The sequence below is a fragment of the Oribacterium sp. oral taxon 102 genome (assembly GCF_013394775.1).
In the GTDB taxonomy this organism is placed as follows: Bacteria; Bacillota; Clostridia; order Lachnospirales; family Lachnospiraceae; genus Oribacterium.
Window position 1 is genome coordinate 2,471,870 of record NZ_JABXYT010000001.1, and the last position, 17,694, is coordinate 2,489,563.

Annotated in this window: 25 protein-coding genes and 2 pseudogenes; 23 read left to right on the forward strand and 4 right to left on the reverse strand. The window is 46.7% G+C overall.

What is annotated here, in order from left to right:
• Nucleotides 1-55: 55 nt before the first annotated feature.
• From HW273_RS11065 to HW273_RS11160, 23 genes and pseudogenes are all read left to right on the forward strand, one after another.
• Nucleotides 56-388, forward strand: a complete 333-nt coding sequence (locus HW273_RS11065) for a hypothetical protein (protein WP_179012325.1) — start codon at nt 56-58, stop codon at nt 386-388.
• Nucleotides 388-2,661, forward strand: coding sequence for a phage/plasmid primase, P4 family (locus tag HW273_RS11070; protein ID WP_179012327.1), 2,274 nt, complete (start codon nt 388-390; stop codon nt 2,659-2,661). Before HW273_RS11065 ends, HW273_RS11070 begins: the two co-directional genes overlap by 1 nt.
• A gap of 140 nt (nt 2,662-2,801) precedes the next feature.
• Nucleotides 2,802-3,083, forward strand: coding sequence for a VRR-NUC domain-containing protein (locus HW273_RS11075; protein WP_179012329.1), 282 nt, complete (start codon nt 2,802-2,804; stop codon nt 3,081-3,083).
• Entirely contained in the window at nt 3,064-4,407 is a 1,344-nt protein-coding gene (locus HW273_RS11080; protein ID WP_179012331.1) for a DEAD/DEAH box helicase, read from the forward strand. The genes HW273_RS11075 and HW273_RS11080 overlap by 20 nt, the downstream gene beginning before the upstream one ends.
• 55 nt (nt 4,408-4,462) lie before the next feature.
• A complete protein-coding gene (locus HW273_RS11085; protein ID WP_179012333.1) occupies nt 4,463-4,897 on the forward strand; it encodes a hypothetical protein in 435 nt (144 codons plus the stop codon).
• Nucleotides 4,898-5,008: 111 nt separating this feature from the next.
• A complete protein-coding gene (locus HW273_RS11090) occupies nt 5,009-5,368 on the forward strand; it encodes an HNH endonuclease (protein ID WP_179012335.1) in 360 nt (119 codons plus the stop codon).
• A 146-nt stretch (nt 5,369-5,514) separates the two neighbouring features.
• Nucleotides 5,515-6,069 (forward strand): annotated as a pseudogene (locus tag HW273_RS11095) (P27 family phage terminase small subunit).
• Between the two features lies 1 nt (nt 6,070).
• The gene (locus HW273_RS11100; RefSeq protein ID WP_179012337.1) at nt 6,071-6,226 is read left to right on the forward strand and encodes a hypothetical protein; all 156 of its coding nucleotides are present in this window, start codon (nt 6,071-6,073) and stop codon (nt 6,224-6,226) included.
• Nucleotides 6,220-7,467: a site-specific DNA-methyltransferase gene (locus HW273_RS11105; protein ID WP_179012338.1), complete on the forward strand. Its 1,248-nt coding sequence runs from the start codon at nt 6,220-6,222 to the stop codon at nt 7,465-7,467. The genes HW273_RS11100 and HW273_RS11105 overlap by 7 nt, the downstream gene beginning before the upstream one ends.
• Nucleotides 7,468-7,587: 120 nt before the next feature.
• On the forward strand, nt 7,588-8,298 hold the full coding sequence (locus HW273_RS11110; protein ID WP_179012340.1) for a virulence protein: 711 nt from the start codon (nt 7,588-7,590) through the stop codon (nt 8,296-8,298).
• The gene (locus tag HW273_RS11115) at nt 8,285-8,446 is read left to right on the forward strand and encodes a DUF4314 domain-containing protein (RefSeq protein ID WP_179012342.1); all 162 of its coding nucleotides are present in this window, start codon (nt 8,285-8,287) and stop codon (nt 8,444-8,446) included. The genes HW273_RS11110 and HW273_RS11115 overlap by 14 nt, the downstream gene beginning before the upstream one ends.
• Before the next feature lie 183 nt (nt 8,447-8,629).
• Entirely contained in the window at nt 8,630-8,944 is a 315-nt protein-coding gene (locus HW273_RS11120) for a DUF7698 family protein (RefSeq protein WP_179012344.1), read from the forward strand.
• A 70-nt stretch (nt 8,945-9,014) separates the two neighbouring features.
• On the forward strand, nt 9,015-9,308 hold the full coding sequence (locus tag HW273_RS11125) for a transposase (protein WP_021667285.1): 294 nt from the start codon (nt 9,015-9,017) through the stop codon (nt 9,306-9,308).
• Nucleotides 9,309-9,340: 32 nt separating this feature from the next.
• Nucleotides 9,341-10,066 (forward strand): IS3 family transposase, encoded by a 726-nt coding sequence (locus HW273_RS11620; protein WP_330604019.1) that lies wholly within the window; start codon nt 9,341-9,343, stop codon nt 10,064-10,066.
• A complete protein-coding gene (locus tag HW273_RS11815) occupies nt 10,036-10,224 on the forward strand; it encodes an IS3 family transposase (RefSeq protein ID WP_334298224.1) in 189 nt (62 codons plus the stop codon). Before HW273_RS11620 ends, HW273_RS11815 begins: the two co-directional genes overlap by 31 nt.
• 195 nt (nt 10,225-10,419) lie before the next feature.
• Nucleotides 10,420-10,636: pseudogene (locus HW273_RS11135) on the forward strand (phage holin family protein); the annotation flags it as partial.
• A gap of 1 nt (nt 10,637) precedes the next feature.
• Complete coding sequence (locus HW273_RS11140) at nt 10,638-11,342, forward strand: N-acetylmuramoyl-L-alanine amidase (protein WP_330604022.1); 705 nt, start codon at nt 10,638-10,640, stop codon at nt 11,340-11,342.
• A complete protein-coding gene (locus tag HW273_RS11875) occupies nt 11,287-11,466 on the forward strand; it encodes a hypothetical protein (RefSeq protein WP_330604023.1) in 180 nt (59 codons plus the stop codon). Before HW273_RS11140 ends, HW273_RS11875 begins: the two co-directional genes overlap by 56 nt.
• Nucleotides 11,467-11,683: 217 nt before the next feature.
• A complete protein-coding gene (locus HW273_RS11145; RefSeq protein ID WP_207718949.1) occupies nt 11,684-11,920 on the forward strand; it encodes an SHOCT domain-containing protein in 237 nt (78 codons plus the stop codon).
• A gap of 113 nt (nt 11,921-12,033) precedes the next feature.
• The gene (locus HW273_RS11150; RefSeq protein ID WP_330604024.1) at nt 12,034-13,530 is read left to right on the forward strand and encodes a recombinase family protein; all 1,497 of its coding nucleotides are present in this window, start codon (nt 12,034-12,036) and stop codon (nt 13,528-13,530) included.
• Nucleotides 13,530-13,946 (forward strand): integrase, encoded by a 417-nt coding sequence (locus HW273_RS11155; RefSeq protein ID WP_179012346.1) that lies wholly within the window; start codon nt 13,530-13,532, stop codon nt 13,944-13,946. The genes HW273_RS11150 and HW273_RS11155 overlap by 1 nt, the downstream gene beginning before the upstream one ends.
• Nucleotides 13,946-14,206, forward strand: a complete 261-nt coding sequence (locus tag HW273_RS11880; protein ID WP_442950855.1) for a hypothetical protein — start codon at nt 13,946-13,948, stop codon at nt 14,204-14,206. Before HW273_RS11155 ends, HW273_RS11880 begins: the two co-directional genes overlap by 1 nt.
• The gene (locus HW273_RS11160; RefSeq protein WP_442950863.1) at nt 14,143-15,510 is read left to right on the forward strand and encodes a recombinase family protein; all 1,368 of its coding nucleotides are present in this window, start codon (nt 14,143-14,145) and stop codon (nt 15,508-15,510) included. The genes HW273_RS11880 and HW273_RS11160 overlap by 64 nt, the downstream gene beginning before the upstream one ends.
• 55 nt (nt 15,511-15,565) lie before the next feature.
• Here HW273_RS11160 and HW273_RS11165 read toward each other — a convergent pair whose 3' ends face one another.
• The 4 genes from HW273_RS11165 to HW273_RS11630 all read right to left on the reverse strand — a co-directional run bounded on the left by HW273_RS11165 (nt 15,566) and on the right by HW273_RS11630 (nt 17,513).
• The gene (locus HW273_RS11165) at nt 15,566-16,345 is read right to left on the reverse strand and encodes a hypothetical protein (RefSeq protein WP_207718950.1); all 780 of its coding nucleotides are present in this window, start codon (nt 16,343-16,345) and stop codon (nt 15,566-15,568) included.
• Nucleotides 16,346-16,448: 103 nt separating this feature from the next.
• Nucleotides 16,449-16,838 (reverse strand): 8-oxo-dGTP diphosphatase MutT, encoded by a 390-nt coding sequence (gene mutT, locus HW273_RS11170; protein ID WP_179012347.1) that lies wholly within the window; start codon nt 16,836-16,838, stop codon nt 16,449-16,451.
• Nucleotides 16,825-17,097: a hypothetical protein gene (locus HW273_RS11625; protein WP_243206799.1), complete on the reverse strand. Its 273-nt coding sequence runs from the start codon at nt 17,095-17,097 to the stop codon at nt 16,825-16,827. The genes mutT and HW273_RS11625 overlap by 14 nt, the downstream gene beginning before the upstream one ends.
• Nucleotides 17,094-17,513, reverse strand: coding sequence for a hypothetical protein (locus tag HW273_RS11630; RefSeq protein WP_243206800.1), 420 nt, complete (start codon nt 17,511-17,513; stop codon nt 17,094-17,096). The genes HW273_RS11625 and HW273_RS11630 overlap by 4 nt, the downstream gene beginning before the upstream one ends.
• Between the last annotated feature and the right edge of the window lie 181 nt (nt 17,514-17,694).

The window sequence follows — 17,694 nt, forward strand, 5'->3', positions numbered from 1 at the left end:
GGACGCTTTCTTAGCATCTGCCTGAATACAGAAGAATATCAGGAGGCTTAAAGCTATGTATGAAATCAAAGAAAACAGACGCAGATTGAAGGATGGCACAGAAATCTCTACCTACACCCGTGATGTTGTGAGTTGCAACATTCTCGAAGTGGAAGCTGGTACCACAGGCTATAGAGGTGGCGACACTGGGCACGGCGGACGTACCTATTTTCGCATCAAGGATGCGGCCTGCACCGATATGGATATCCATGTTATGCGAGATCGCTTTGGTGATGCAGAAGGCTTCGAGGTCATGCTGGGTGGTGATTGTGAGCTTGAAACCATGATCCGTGCGCTCAAATTCATCACAAAGGTTCTGGAGGAAGAAGCTCAGGAGGTGTACGACTGATGTTTACCATTTACAGCGCGGACGTTACCGGCAATCCCGGTAACTGCTCCTACCCTCATAAACACATCATCCTAGATGAAGATAGCTTGAAGGCGGCTGTTTGTCATGATTACGTGTGCGCTGAATATAAGAACAGCTATCGTAATGGCGACAACTTCATCGGCAGTGACTGTCTTCCAGTTGACTGTGATAATGATCATTCCGAGAATCCGGAAGACTGGATCACTCCAGAAGATGTCTTGCAGGCCTTTCCAGGTGTGACCTTCGCAGTCCATTACAGCCGCTTCAATAACAGAGTAAAAAACGGCAAGCCCGCAAGGTCCAAGTTTCACGTTCTCTTTCCGATTGATTATGTGACAGACGCCGACTTTTACAGCAACATGAAAAAGCTGGTCAATTCCATCTTTCCCTATTTCGATACGAAGGCCCTGGATGCTGCCCGCTTCTTCTTTGGCACTACTGCTGCAGATGTTGCTTTATATCCAGGACGCATGAATCTGACGGAATATCTCAATGAGGATATTTTCGATGAGGATATGCCGGAAGGTCAATATGATGGCGCAACGATTCCCGAAGGTAGCCGTAATGCAACCATGTCTCGTTTTGCCGGAAAGGTCATCAAGAAATATGGCGACGGTGACACGGCCTATCAGGCATTTCTGGAAGAAGCAGATAAATGTGATCCGCCTCTGGATGCTGCTGAGCTTGCTACCATCTGGCACAGTGCCCAGCGCTTTTACGCTCGTGTCCAGCAGCAGGAGGGCTATGTTGCACCGGAGCTCTACAACGATCCTTCCTGTTACAAACCGGAGGATTACTCCGATGTAGGGCAGGCCGAGGTATTAGCAAAGTACTTTTCAAACGAGCTTCGCTATTCTCCCGCCACCCACTTCATCCGCTACTCCGACCACTACTGGCAGGAATCAGAGCCGGGTGCTCAGGCCGTGGCTCATGAGCTTACCCGCAGACAGCTAAAGGAAGCAAACCGAGATCTCATGGAAGCACTGGATAAGATGAAGAATTGCGGTGCACAGAACATCCTCGACAGCACATCAAAGTCAAAAGCAGAACAGCTTATGAACGATCGGCAGCTGGAGGTCTATCGCGAGCTCTTAGCAGCCAAGGCTTATCAGGCATTTGCCATTAAGCGCCGTGATTCTAAGAATGTGACTTCTACTTTGAAGGAATCCCATCCGATGCTGGAGATTTCACCTCGTGACCTGGACGCAGACTGCTTTGCGCTCTGTACCCCGGAGGCAACCTTTGATCTTCGTCAGGGTATGGCCGGAGCCAGGGAGCATTCGCCGGAGGACTTTATCACCAAGATTACCAGCGTTTCACCAAACCAGAAAGGTATGCAGATTTGGCTGGACAGCTTGAATCTCATCTTCCAGCACAATCAGGAGCTCATCGATTACGTCCAGATGATCTGCGGCCTTGCTGCAATTGGTAAGGTTTATGTAGAAGCTCTGATCATCGCTTATGGTGATGGCCGCAATGGTAAGTCCACCTTCTGGAATGCCATCTCTCGTGTGCTGGGCCTTTACTCCGGGAACATTTCTGCGGATACCCTGACCGTAGGTTGCCGCAGAAACATCAAACCGGAAATGGCCGAGGTCAAGGGTAAGCGACTTCTCATTGCTGCAGAGATGCAGGAAGGTGCAAGGCTTAATGACTCTACCGTCAAGCAGCTCTGCTCTACCGATGATGTCTTTGCAGAGAAGAAATATAAGGATCCATTTTCCTTCAAGCCCTGCCACACGCTGGTGCTGTATACCAACCACCTGCCTCGCGTCAGTGCATCCGATGATGGTATCTGGAGGCGACTGATCGTTATTCCTTTTAATGCCAAGATCACCGGTAGCAGCGACATCAAGAATTACAGTGAGTATCTCTATGACAATGCTGGCGGTGCGATCCTCTCCTGGATCATCGAAGGTAGCAAAAAAGTTATCGATGCTGACTACCGCATCCCAGTTCCGACCTGCGTGCAGAATGCCATCGATAATTACCGTAGCCAGAATGACTGGTTCGGACATTTCTTAGAGGATAAGTGCATCATAGGTGATGAGTATAAAGAAAACTCCTCTAGCCTATATCAGGCCTACCGCAATCACTGCATCGATTGCAATGAGTATGTACGCTCCACAGCGGACTTCTACTTTGCTATGGAAAATGCCGGATACGAGCGTGTCACCTTGAGCCGAAAGCGCTATTTTAAAGGACTTCGCCTGCGTACTGAGGACGATTTTGATGAGGAATTTTTAGACTGATCGAACCGAATGACAAGGTGTATCAATGTCTCTATATAAACTTTTCTATAGGCTATAAAAAATCATATATAGAAAAGTTATGTAAATACCATTGATACACCTTGCACATCAGAAAAATAACCACTGATTGGAGAATGACAATGTTAGAAAAACAGATAGAAAACAAGTTAACCCGGATGGTAAAGCAGCATGGCGGCATCGCTGTAAAATTCGTGTCTCCGAGCTTTGCAGGAATGCCCGATCGCCTCGTCTTATTACCTGATGGGATCATCGCCTTCGTAGAGCTGAAGGCTCCTGGCAAAAAGCCTCGCCCGCTTCAAATAGCAAGGCACAAGCTGCTATGTTCACTTGGCTTTCAGGTCTATGTGATTGATGGCGTGGAACAGATTGGAGGGATGCTTCATGAACTTCTCACCCCATAATTATCAGGCCTATGCCATCAACTATATCGAAACACATCCTATCGCTGCAGTTCTCCTCGATATGGGTCTTGGCAAGACGGTCATTTCCCTGACTGCCATCGCAGACCTGCTGTTTGACAGCTTCGAGGCACACCGCATCCTAGTGGTCGCACCTTTAAGGGTGGCCCGTGATACCTGGCCTGCGGAAATTGCAAAATGGGAGCACCTGCAGCATCTGACCTACGCTGTCTGCGTGGGGACACCGAAGGAACGATGCGCTGCACTTTTGACCGGATCCGACATCACCATCATTAACCGTGAGAACCTTGGCTGGCTGATAGATTCCAGTGGCTTTGATTTTGATTACGATATGGTCGTCATTGATGAGCTTTCCTCCTTCAAGAATCACAAGTCGAAGCGATTTCAATCTCTGATGAAGGTCAGACCTAAAGTTAAACGAATCATCGGTCTTACCGGTACACCTTCTTCCAATGGTCTTATGGATCTGTGGGCCGAATTCAAGCTTCTGGATTTTGGAGAACGTTTAGGACGCTTCATCACCCACTACCGCAACAACTACTTTATCCCGGACAAGCGAAACGGCGAGATCATCTACTCTTACAAGCCCATGGCTTATACGGAGGATGCCATCTACCGGAGAATATCGGATATCACGATTTCCATGAAATCCACTGATCACCTGCAGATGCCGGAGCTGATTACATCACAATACGAAGTGCAACTATCCGAGGAGGAAGAAAAACGCTACGAGGATCTGAAGGCAGACTTTATATTGGAGCTCCCGGAAGGAGAAATCACGACTGCTAATGCGGCTTCTCTTACCGGTAAACTCTCCCAGCTGGCCAACGGTGCCATTTATGATGATGACGGCAATATCATCGAGTTCCATGATCGGAAACTGGATGCCTTAGAGGATCTTATCGAAGCCGCCAATGGCAAACCACTCCTGGTAGCTTACTGGTTCAAGCACGACCTACAGCGAATCAAGAAGCGCTTTGACATCCGGGAGATAAAATCCAGCAAGGATATCACTGATTGGAACAATGGCGATATTCCTGTTGCTGCCATCCATCCTGCCTCTGCAGGTCACGGACTGAATCTTCAGGCTGGTGGATCAACACTTATCTGGTTCGGGCTGACCTGGTCTTTGGAGTTATATCAGCAGACCAACGCTCGTCTCTGGCGGCAAGGCCAGACCTCCGGCACTGTCGTCATTGAGCACATCATTACCAAGGGCACCATTGATGAACGTATCTTAAAGGCGCTGTCCCTGAAGGAGGTTACACAAAACGCATTAATTGATGCGGTAAAAGCAAATCTATGACAATCTACGACAACATAGGTCAATCCGGGGAAATTTCATTATTCGGAGGTACGCTATGAATGTAAAAGAATATTTATCCCAGGCCCGTAACCTGGATCAGCGCATTATCACAAAAACCCAGATGATTGACTCCTTAAACGATCTGGCTACCCGCTGCACCGCTACTTATTCGGATATGCCTAAAAGCCCAAACCGTGGTAACTCTCGTCTGGAGGAATGTGTCATGAAGATCATCGACCTGGAGGAACAGATTACAGAAGATATGGAAAAGCTAGTGAATTTGAAGAAAGAGATCACCCATGTGATTCAGTCTGTTTCCAATCCGGAATATCAGGATCTTCTGGCGAAGCGCTACATCTGCTGTGAATCCTGGGAAAAGATCGCCGTGGATATGAACTACGAGCTTCGCTACATCCACAAGCTCCACAGCCGGGCTCTGCAGGAAGTAAAAATTCCTGAGCCAACTGAAGATGGGCACGAAATGACATAGAATGACACTATCAACTTCTGATAGTATTAGACTAGCAAAAAGAAAATCACAGAAGCCTTGTAGGATCTACTTCCTGCAGGGCTTTTCTTATGCCGCAAGGAGGTGAAACTGATGCCGAGAAAGCCGAAGCGTCCCTGTTCTTATCCAGGCTGTCCTAATCTCACGGACGGTCGCTTCTGTGAGGAGCACGCCAAGGAGGAAGCCAGGCGCTACGAACATTATGATAGAGATCCTGCCACCAAGCGTCGCTACGGTCGTGCCTGGAAGCGAATCCGTGACAGCTATGCCGCTGCTCATCCGCTTTGTGAAGAGTGCCTTGCGAAGGGTGTTTATACACCAACCGAGGAGATTCATCACATGCTTCCGCTATCTCAGGGCGGAACCCATGACCGTGAGAACCTGAAAGCCCTGTGCAAGGCCTGCCATGCACGCATTCATGCAAAACGCGGTGACCGCTGGCACAACACATAAAGCTGATGCATTTTCTTTGTGCATCAGCCCCCAGGGGCGGTCTGAATCTCTACGGCGCAGCTGCCGTGGAACGGGCGTGGGGTCTCACGCACAAAAATGCGTTTTTCAAACGGGGTAATAGGTCCCGAACAAGGAGGTGAAGCATTTTGGCTAAGGACGGAACCAACCGTGGCGGCGCTCGTATCGGTGCCGGAGCCAAGAAAAAGCCCTTAGCTGACAAAATCACTGAGGGTAATCCGGGCAAGCGAAAGCTGACTGTCATCGAGTTTGAAGATCAAGCTGCAGATTTAGAAGGTCAGCAGATGCCCAAGCCATCCAAGCTCTTATCCGCCACACAGAAAGACGGTAAACCACTTGTGGCTGAAGAAGTATATAAGGCAACCTGGGAATGGCTGGCAGAGCGCAGGTGTGCATCGCTTGTTTCTCCCCAGCTTCTGGAACGTTATTCCATGAGTGTTGCCAGGTGGATTCAGTGTGAGGAAGCAATCACAGATTACGGGTTCCTCGCCAAGCACCCTACAACGGGAAAACGCCATGCAATCTCCCTACGTAGCCATGAGCCAGAATTTTATGAGCCAGACAAATCGGCTCTGGATGGAAATCTATCAATCGTAAAAGAAAATTGTGCGACGGAGTACAAAGGTGAAACGCCTATGGATGATGCGATGGAACGCCTGCTCCGTGCAAGGAAAGGAAACTGATATGGACTATCGTGAATTTATGAATCTACTGAAAAGCTATCGCCAGCAGCTGAGCTTTCAGCAGTTCAGCACACTTCGTGGTCAAGCTAAGGCCGGTGATATTGATGCCGCCTACAAGGGCCTACAGAAATTACTCAGGAGGAATGCACCATGCTAATTGAAAAGAAAAATGTCGCTGAGCTACTTCCTGCAGATTACAATCTCCGTAAGGATTTAAGGCCCGGCGATCCGGAATATGAAAAGCTGAAACGCTCGATCGAGCAGTTCGGATATGTGGAACCCGTCATCTGGAATGCCACTACTGGTCGCGTGGTTGGCGGGCATCAGCGCTTAAAGGTTCTCCAGGACATGGGCATGACGGAAGTTGACTGCGTCGTTGTAGAGCTTGATGAGGAACACGAAAAGGCACTGAATGTTGCGCTCAATAAAATCAGCGGCGAATGGGACAACGACAAATTGGCACTGTTAATCGCAGACCTGCAAGGTGCTGACTTCGACGTCTCTCTCACTGGTTTTGAGCCCGCCGAGCTGGACGACCTTTTTAAAGAGGATGTGAAGGATGGCATCAAGGAAGATGATTTTGATGTCGATGCCGAGCTTGCAAAACCTACCATAACTAAGTCCGGTGACCTCTGGTGCCTTGGTCCGCACAGACTTCTCTGTGGCGACAGCACAAAGCCTGAAAGCTATGAGCTCTTGATGGCTGGCAAGAAAGCAAACCTGGTGGTCACGGATCCTCCTTACAATGTGAACTATGAAGGCTCCGCTGGTAAGATCCAGAATGACAACATGGATAATGACTCCTTCTATCAGTTCTTGCTGGACGCCTTCACTAATATGGAAGCAGTCATGGCCGATGACGCATCCATCTATGTGTTCCATGCAGATACAGAAGGCCTGAATTTTAGAAAAGCGTTCTCTGATGCAGGCTTCTATCTTTCCGGCTGTTGCATCTGGAAAAAGCCCTCCCTGGTGCTGGGCCGTTCACCATATCAATGGCAGCATGAGCCTTGCCTCTTTGGCTGGAAGAAAAATGGCAAGCATCAATGGTACTCCGGTCGCAGGGAAACCACGATCTGGGAATTTGAAAAGCCTAAGAAAAATGCTGATCACCCAACCATGAAGCCGGTAGCATTGATTGCCTACCCGATCATGAATTCAAGTCTTACAAACTGCATCGTGCTTGATCCCTTCGGAGGCTCCGGCAGCACGCTGATCGCCTGCGAACAGACCGGCCGCATCTGCCACACAATTGAATTAGATGAGAAATATGCAGACGTCATCGTGAAGCGCTACATCGAGCAGGTAGGTACTTCCGATGGCGTTTCTGTTATCCGTGATGGTCTGACTTACCAATACGATGAAGTCGCTATCTCCGAAGAATCCATGCAGGCATAATACACACGATTTACTGCTATTTTCCGGCGGATCTTTGGTACATATATTCGCTCTGAATCGCTTGATAATATGTGTCTTCAGAGTGATATATGTACTACCAAAACAAAGGAGGATTCCACTATGGAGATCAGATTTAACGTAACAAGAAGCGCCAGAAAAGAGCTGGTAGGAATTATTTCACAGGTAACCGGATGCAAGCAAGTTTATAAGGGAATGCCAAGCGCCGCCTACAAGGTTGCAGACATTACCATCAGCAAGGATGGCACCGTAAGCTACGACGAGCGAACAGAGGAAAGCACCATCAAGGCAATCCTTGAACAGACTGCTACTGCAGGTTTTACCGCAGAGTTAGATGAGGCACCGGCCACTGAAACACCAGAAGCACCCGTCTCTGCAGAAGCAGACATTTCAGCGGCTGCAAAGGACACTGGCCTGGTGATTTCCTTCCCGGCTGACACGGTTAACCTGGAAAACCTGCGAAAGCTTCTGGAGAGCAAGTCAGACCTCATCAAGAAGGCCCTGGAGGTTGAAGCCTTCCCGATTGAGGAACACGACGATCAGGTCAGCTTTCCTTGGTGGCCTAGTATGCCGGACTTCGATGCCATCACCGCCTACACTGCTTTCCTTTCTGCCCTTTGCAAGATGAGTAAGGAACAGAAGCGTATCACAGCAAAGGCAAAGCCGATAGATAACGAAAAATACGCCTTCCGCTGCTTTCTTCTCCGCCTCGGCTTCATCGGAGACGAATACAAGCAAAGCCGCAGGATCCTCTGCCGATACCTTTGCGGCAACAGCTCCTACGCAGGAGGTGAAGGCCTTGTTATTCGCTAACAGAGCGCAGGTTGAACGCCTGCGCCTCCGCTATCCCATCGGTACCAGAGTGGAGCTTGTAGAGATGGACGATGCTCAGGCACCGCCCATCGGCACCCAGGGAACGGTAACCGGTGTGGATGATACCGGCAGCCTCCTGGTGGACTGAGATAATGGTTCTGGACTCAATGTAATCTACGGTGTTGATCGTGTGAAGAAGCTGTAATATACACAGTTTTCTCCTCCATATAGCAGCCGATCTTTGGTACATATATTGTCCGTAATCAGCTTGCTATTATGTGTTTTCAGAGTGATATATGTACTACCAAAAGAAAACAAGGAGGCACACACCATGATGAACATTTTTGAAGAAGCTTACAGAGGAATCCAGGAAGCAAAAAAGGCTTACGCCACAGCAACTAACACGGCTGAGCAGGATGCAGCAAGAGCCATTTACAAGCAGGCAACCGCAAAGCTTGATGGCTTAAGCAACACAGAGCAGCGCATCTGGAGCGCTTATGAAACCGCCAAGGACTGCGGCAACGAGTACATCGACCTGAACGACACCATCCGCGATGACGAAGTCGAAGGCCTGGTGGCCTGCATGAAGAAATACGGCATTGAAGCCTTCACCTTCTCTTCCACCTGGAGTGGAGCTAGCATATAAATAGTACAAAATAAGAATGACCTTTTCCTGATAAATCATGTACCATGAAAGAACAGGAGGGAAAAGAGTCATGGCAAAAGGAACGGTATATACCCAACAATTCAAGGAGGATGCAGTTCGCTACAAAAAGGAGCATCCGGAACTATCTTACCAGGCAGCAGCCAGTAATCTCAATGTCAGTATTTCTGCGTTAAAGTCCTGGATCAAGAAGGCAAAGGAGAACGATGGTGAGGTCCCAACCCGCGGAGCCGGCAATTATTCCAGCGACGAGGCAAAGGAAATCGCCAGGCTTCAGCGAGAATTACGAGATACAAAGGACGCACTTGAAGTATTAAAAAAAGCCATCGGTATCCTGGGAAACTGACACTGGCCATATATACAGCAACTGCTGAATACGTGGAGGAAGTTCATCAATTTCCGGTGAAACACCGGGTCTCTGTCAGCGGGATACTGAAATATCTGGGTGTTTCACGATCCGGTTATGCTTCCTGGAAGAAGCGTGTCCCTTCCGACACAGAGAAGCGTCGAGAAGCGATGAAACAAAAAATCCAGAGAATATATGATAAATCCCATCAAAACTACGGGGCACCCAAAATCACGGTGCAGCTTCATAAAGATGGTGAATCCATTTCCGAGCGGACTGTGGGCACCTACATGCATCAGATGGGTATCAAGGCTCAATGGATAAAACCATATACCCGGACAACCATAGATTCTGACTTCAGTACAAAATTAAAAAATATACTGCAGCAGCAATTTAATCCGGCAGAGCCAAATGCTGTATGGGTTTCCGATATCACTTATATTGTTACTGTGATTGGTTTTGTGTACCTGACTAGTATTATGGATCTGTTTTCACGGAAAATCATCGCCTGGGTCCTCAGCACGACCCTGGAAGCGCAGCATGTTGTCGACTGTGTCAATCTGGCAAAGCAAAAGCGTCATGTTGACAAACCGCTTGTATTTCACAATGATCGCGGATCACAGTATGTTTCGGATGCTTTCAAAGATGCAACTGCAAGCTTATTAATAGTTATTCCCCAAAGGGATATCCTTGGGATAACGCATGCATCGAATCGTTCCATGCACTCATTAAGAGAGAATGGATCAATCGATTTGTGATACTTGATTATCAACATGCTTATCGTCTTGTATTTGAGTATATTGAAACTTTCTATAATACAGTGAGGCTCCATAGTCATTGTGATTACTGCTCACCGGGTCAGTATGAGGAGCAATACCTGGAGAAACTGGAGGAGTCTCTCAAGCTCGTAAGCTGAGAGATAATCCGGTGTGTAAGTCACTGATACAGAGCATTTGAAACTGTTAATGCTGTTTAGCGGGAATTATTGTACTCATACACCAACCGGAATGACAGTCTGATCTGTGACTGTCATGAAGGGCGGTAGGATAAACAGCGGAGTATCAGCGAAAAAGGTTATTTTTAACTTGTACTTTTTCTTGACATAGGACCAGTGCTCATCTTCCTGCTGGTCGGAATCGCAAACGTCCTAGATGTGCAGATCATCGGTACCGGCAGTGTGCTTCGTACCAGCCGTGATCTTTTTCTACATTTCCAATGAGGGTGTAAGCCTTCTTGAAAATGCAGCGCATCTCGGCCTTCCAGTACCGGAGAAAATCAAAACCGTTTTAGAACAGCTCCATGACAGAGCAAAAAGTGAGGAAAAATAAAATGGCTTATACAACCAGCTCCCTGGTATCCTATACCAATCTCAGTCCGAATCATTCCGGACAGAGAACCCATTCCATCGACCGCATCACGCCACACTGCGTGGTCGGTCAGTTATCAGCTGAGAGCATCTGCGGATGCTTTACCGGCCCTTCTCGTCAGGCTTCCTGCAACTATGGCATCGGCACTGACGGACGCATCTCCTTATGTGTTGAAGAGAAAAACCGCAGCTGGTGCTCCTCTTCTAATGCCAATGACCAAAGAGCCATCACCATCGAATGTGCCTCTGACATGTCGGAGCCTTATGCGATGAATGATAAAGTCTACGCTTCCCTTATCTCGCTCTGCACCGACATCTGCAAGCGTAATGGCAAGAAGAAGCTTTTATGGTTTGGGGATAAGAACAAGGCCCTGAATTATACACCAAAGTCCGATGAGATGGTGATCACTGTCCACAGATGGTTTGCCAACAAATCCTGCCCCGGCAACTGGCTCTATGCCCGTCTCGGTGATCTGGCCGCAAAGGTTACTGCAAATCTTGATGGAAATACTTCTCCTGCCACAGATCATCTTTATCGTGTACAGGTTGGAGCTTATAAGAGCAAGGCCAATGCTGACAACATGATGGCAAAGCTCAAGGCTGCCGGTTTTGATGCTTTCATCACAACAGAATCAGGTGCCTCTGTTTCACACGCTCAAATCCATTGATGAAATCGCACGTGAAGTCATCCGTGGCGACTGGGGCAATGGCGCTGACAGAAGAAACCGCCTTATCTCTGCCGGATATGATTATGCGGCTGTGCAGGCAAAAGTAAATGAATTACTGGGATAACCATCAGGGTCTATGAGGATTTGCGTCCTTATAGACCCTTTTTCTTTTTGTCTGCAAGGTGTATCAATGGTACTTTCCTAACTTTTCTATAGACCTATTTTTATAGCCTATAGAGAAGTTTATACATAGACCTTGATGTACCTTGTCATTTTTATCCGCTCAAATCCATCACGAATCTCCAGTGGAAAGTGAAGAACTAAAACTGGAGGTACTTTTCATGCAGGAAGAAACAAAAGCAGTATTACAGGCAACGGATATCGCTTCTCATCTAAAGGCCGCACCGATATCATCCATCGAAATTCAACAGGATTACGACTACTTCATGGCCCAAAGAGCCAGCGAAGCGCTGCTCTCCGCTGGACTTATTTCCTTGGTGGAATTCAACAAATTGACGCAGCTAAACCGCGATACATTCTCTCCGATGTTCGTCGAGATTATGCCCAGAATCACTTGATATATGTGGCCTTTAGAGTGATGTATATACACTGACAAAGGAGGTGAATCACCACGAAGAAGGTAACCAAAATAGATAAAATCCAACCTTCACAGACTTCGAAGAAGCTTCGCGTGGCTGCTTACTGCCGCGTTTCCACAGATTCTGATGCACAGCTCGAAAGTCTGGATGCACAGAAAGAGCACTATAAAAACTACATCACCTCCCGTGATGACTGGACCTTTGCAGGGCTCTACTTTGACGAAGGTATCACCGGCACCAAGGCGGATAAAAGGCCAATGCTCCTGCGACTAATCGAAGATTGTAAAGCAAAAAAAATTGACTTTGTAATCACCAAGTCCATCAGCCGCCTCTCCCGAAATACTACAGACTGCTTGGAGATAGTAAGAACGCTTCTGTCACTGGATATTCCGATCTATTTCGAGAAGGAAAATATCAACACCGGCTCGATGGAAAGTGAACTGTTTCTTTCCATCCTAAGCTCTATGGCCGAAGGCGAATCTGCTTCGATTTCCGAAAATAACAAGTGGAGTATTAAGAAACGCTTCCTGGATGGAACCTATAAGCTCGGCTATATGCCTTACGGCTACTGCTGGAAGGATGGAGAAATCCTGGTGAATCCTGAGCAGGCTGAAATTGTAAAGCGCATCTTTCGAGAGCTTCTTTCCGGGAAAGGCACGGAGGCCATTGCCAAGGAGCTGAACCAGAAACAGGTTCCAACCAAGAAGGGCGGCCGCTGGACCTCTACCAGCATTCGCGACATCATCAGGAATGAAAAATACACCGGTGACTGCATTTTCCAGAAAACCTATACCGACAGCAATTTTAATCGCCACAAGAACGACAGCCACCTCGATCAGTACTATGTGCCAGATCACCACGAAGCAATTATCAGCCATGAGGATTTTGAAGCCGCAGCAGCCTTGATTGAACAACGGGCAAGTGAGAAAGGCATCAAGAAGGGAAATGCTAAGTATCAACAGCGCTATGCCTTTTCCAGCAAGATTATCTGCGCCGAATGCGGGAATACCTTCCGTAGGAGAATCCATTCCAGCACCTACGGGAAATACGCAGCCTGGGTGTGCAACACTCACCTGGAAGACACCAGCAGGTGCTCTATGCTTTATATCCGTGATGATGATTTGAAGCTGGCATTTACCACGATGATCAATAAGCTGGTCTACTGCCACAAGCTGGTCTTGAAGCCTTATTTGAAAGCGCTACAGGAAAACAGCGGAGATGCATCGCTTCTGAATATCCAGCAATTAGAAATATTGCTGGAGCAGAACACTGAACAGCGGGAAACCCTACATAAGCTGATGGGACAGGGCTACATTGACCAGATTCTTTATACCCAGGAAAATAATGCCCTTCTCTCCCAGGCTGGCGAATATAGGAACAAAATTGAGCTCCTAAATCGCTCCCAATCACTGGATGCCACAAAGGTATACGAGACGGAGCGCCTGCTACACTTCTGCGAACATGGGGAAATGCAGCTGGAATACAGTGAAGAATTATTTGAACTATTCGTGGATCACATTGAGGTTTACAGCCGCCAGAAAATCGGCTTTGCACTTCATTGTGGTCTTATTTTGAAGGAGATGATTTGATGGGACACACACCCTACGGTTACCGAATCGAGAATGGCAAGGCAGTGATAGATGAAGCTGCTGCCTTTCAGGTTCGAGACCTTTACAAGAATTATTTAAGCGGTCTATCCCTCACCAATGCTGCAAAGGAAGCCGGGCTCAACCTACTCCATTCTGGTGCCAAGCGCATGATGCTAAACAGGCATTACCTCGGAGATGACTTCTACCCGGCCATCATTGATCCGGCATCCTTCAATGCCGTCAGTACGGAGCTTAGCAAGCGCTCTGCGCAGCTCGGACGGAGCAACCACTATATTGCACCAATCATAAAAAGGCCACCTACCGCCTTTCGACTTGGTGACATTACAGAGAATTATGAAAATCCGGTCAGGCAGGCAGAATACCTATACAGCCTGATAGAAAGTGAGGTCAAATAATGGGAAATGTTATGGTCATCCCTGCAAAACGGCAGGTCGGAAACACTGCCCGGCAGCAGGATGCAAAGCCAAAGCTTAGAGTCGCAGCGTACTGCAGAGTCAGTACTGACAGCGATGAGCAGGCTACAAGCTACGATGCTCAGGTCGAGCATATACAGAATTTATACAGAAAAACCCCGAATGGGAATTTGCCGGTATCTACGCCGATGATGGTATTTCCGGCACCAACACCAAAAAGCGTGAGGACTTTAACCGTATGATTGACGACTGCGAGGCCGGAAACATCGACATGATTATCACCAAGTCCATCAGCCGATTTGCCAGAAACACGCTGGATTGCCTGAAATACATCCGCCAGCTGAAGGATAAGAACATTCCCGTCTTCTTCGAAAAGGAAGCCATCAACACAATGGATGCCAAGGGTGAGGTCCTAATTACGATTATGGCTTCCCTGGCTCAGCAGGAATCACAATCACTCAGCCAGAATGTAAAGCTGGGACTCCAGTTTCGCTACCAAAATGGCCAGGTACAGGTAAATCACAATCACTTCCTCGGCTACACCAAGGATGCAGATGGAAATCTCATCATCGATCCGGAGCAGGCAGAGGTGGTAAAACGCATCTACCGTGAATACCTAGAGGGCTACTCGATGGACCGGATTGCAAAAGGTCTGGAAGCAGACGGCATTCTCACCGGTGCAGGCAAAACAAAATGGTGGACCAGCACCATCAATAAAATCCTCCGAAATGAGAAATACATCGGCGATGCCCTGCTTCAGAAAACTTATACCACAGACTTCCTGAATAAAACCAGAGTCAAGAACAACGGCATTGTTCCGCAATACTATGTGGAAGGCAACCACGAAGCAATTATTCCGAAGGATATTTTCTTACGGGTGCAGGAAGAGCTGGTGCGCAGGCGAGTGGTCAAGACAAGCGCCAATGGCAAAAAGCGCTCCTACAGCTGCAACCACTGCTTTGCGCAGATTGTCATTTGCGGCGAATGCGGTGAAATGTTCCGCAGAATCCACTGGAACAATCGCGGCTGCAAATCCATCGTCTGGCGTTGCATCAGTAGACTGGAGCCGACCGGGCAGGAATGCCACGCAAGAACTGTCAATGAAACGGTATTAGAGAATGTGGTAGTTCAGGCCATCAACACGCTCCTTGGCGATAAGTCCACCTACCAGGCGCAGCTCCAGCAGAACATTGCAAAGGTGATCCGTAGTGCTCAGCAAAATACCGCTGATGGCATTGACGAAAGACTGCAGGAGCTTCAAAAAGAGCTTCTCAAAAAAGCCAATAGCAAAGAAGCATACGATGAGATTGCCGACCAAATTTTCAAACTTCGAGAGCAGCGCGAAAAGTGCACGGTTGACACTGCCGCCAGAGACACACAGATTGCCCGCATCAATGAACTGCAAGATTTCATCAAGCAGCAGCCTGCACACCTGGAAACCTTCGACGAGGCTCTGGTAAAGCGCTGGCTTGAGCGAATCATCGTCTGGGAGGACCACTTCACCGTGGAGCTAAAATCCGGATTGAAAATTGAAATTGAAGGATAATCCCATAGATGTACGAAACCCTCTCGACCAATGGGCCGGGAGGGCTTTTTTGTCATTAACAGTTTACACCTTTTCTAAAGCACCACAACAGACAATCCTCAACATACCTTAAGAGAAGAAGTGCATCTTCCTTACTTGCCACATCCTCATGATGAGTTCCAAGTCCTGACATTACACTATACATTGTCTGAAATAGCCTAAATCTATTAGCCCCCTTTTTATTATCGATCCAATATGTATATATTTTCTTAATTGACGTCAATTGTGCTCCATTATCAATTATACTTTCGCCCGTTGCCGCAAGTATCCCTTTCACATAATCTCCATTAATCGTATCCAACTTTTTAAAGAAATTCTCTAACAAAGATCTGCAGTTTTCTATACAGCTGACATATTGCCCTGATCCAAAATTTGTAATTGCTTCATCATACAGAATCACTAAATCAGGATGATGCATTTCGAGCATAGAATGTAAATATGAAATATCTGTATTCCGCTGCTGAACCCCCTCCGTTGAAGGAATAAGTGAATAATATTTTAATTCATAACCATAGTCTTTTTCTGTCGTTATTTGCAATTCATATCCAATTACGCCAAGATAATTAGATAATAAATTATACTGTTTATCATCAATATCATGAATTCCATCGAGAATTAAATTTAAAAATCGAAGTAAACCTTCTTCGTTAGATTCGATTTTTTCGCAAATAGACAGACAAACATATTCAGGATTATAGTCATCATTATTATTCTGGTATCCTCTGTTATACCAATAAGGGCTTAATTTATTTTTGTAGTCGTCCCAAAAAGCGGATAGACCAGCCTTCTTCAGCAATACTCTCCATCATCATTATTATCAATTTGGCGCCTTATAAATTTTCCAAAAATACTATATATATTTGAACGTGCTATTCGTTCTTTTGTATCAAAAACATTATTCAACCAAAAACACCTCCCAATTTTTCAATCAGCCCCATATCGGCTGGCAACCAGTCAACGCTGTATAATTCATCTTTACTAAGCCAGCGCGCGTCCTCTGCTTCTTTGAGTTTTATTTCACCCTCAGTAACATTACACCAGAAACAATCCATACTTAAATGAAATGATGGGTAATCATATTCAATAGTGTCTATCAAATCGCCAACTTCGACTTTTACATCAAGCTCCTCTTGAATTTCCCTTACTAAGGCTTCTTGTGGTGTTTCCTCAGGTTCGATCTTTCCTCCAGGAAACTCCCATTGGCCCTTAAATTCACCATATCCTCTTGCTGTGGCAAAAATCTTATCTTCGCTACGAATCACTGCAGCGACAACTCTAATCGTCTTCATATTCCTTATATAAACTCCAGCAACTTCTTTTCCATGCAGAATTCATACCCATCTTTTTTAATCCAATCTTATCAAACTGAACGACTATCGTAGTTCCTTCAATCGCTGTAATCTTGCCAAGGCCAAATGCTTTATGTTTCACCTGTCTTCCGACAATATCGGCTGGTATTTCTATCTGTGGTTTTGGCTCTGGTTTCGGAACAATCAGTGCAACAAATACAGGCTTCTTTGTTCCTATTTTTTTGGCAACAGCCATCATTTTGTATACTCAGCATCAACATTCTTACCACGATTTTCGTAGTCATCCATATCCTTAAACACGAACATTTGCGGCTTCTTTACATCATTATCTGGTACAGGCCTTATTGGGAACATCCATACTTTTCGATTATTACCATCTTCACCGGGCTGCACATCTGTGTATGGCTTGCTCACAAGTTCTATTCTTCCGCAGTAGATATATTCTCCAGCATCTATAACTTCAAACAGATGAACATCAACTCCATTATAATCAGACTCAGCTAATGTGGCATTCTGCGCCCAATGAATGTCCTGATCGCCTGATTTGCCCATGCCCGTATAATGTAAAACTCCGCCGATCCACTTATCATGATAAAGACCTTTTGTATAATCCGATACGATAACAAGTGTATTCGTTGTTCTTGACCGGCGCATACCCATATTTCCGCATTTGAATATTTCAACAATATCTGCGTTCTTTATAATTTGTCCTTTTTTAGTCCAGGATTAAACATAATACGCCTCCAATTCTTAATATCTATTCCACTGCCTGCAAACACCCAAAATGGTCGAGTTGCCGGATTAGTTGTCATCCGTTTTCATTTTCCAAAAATCA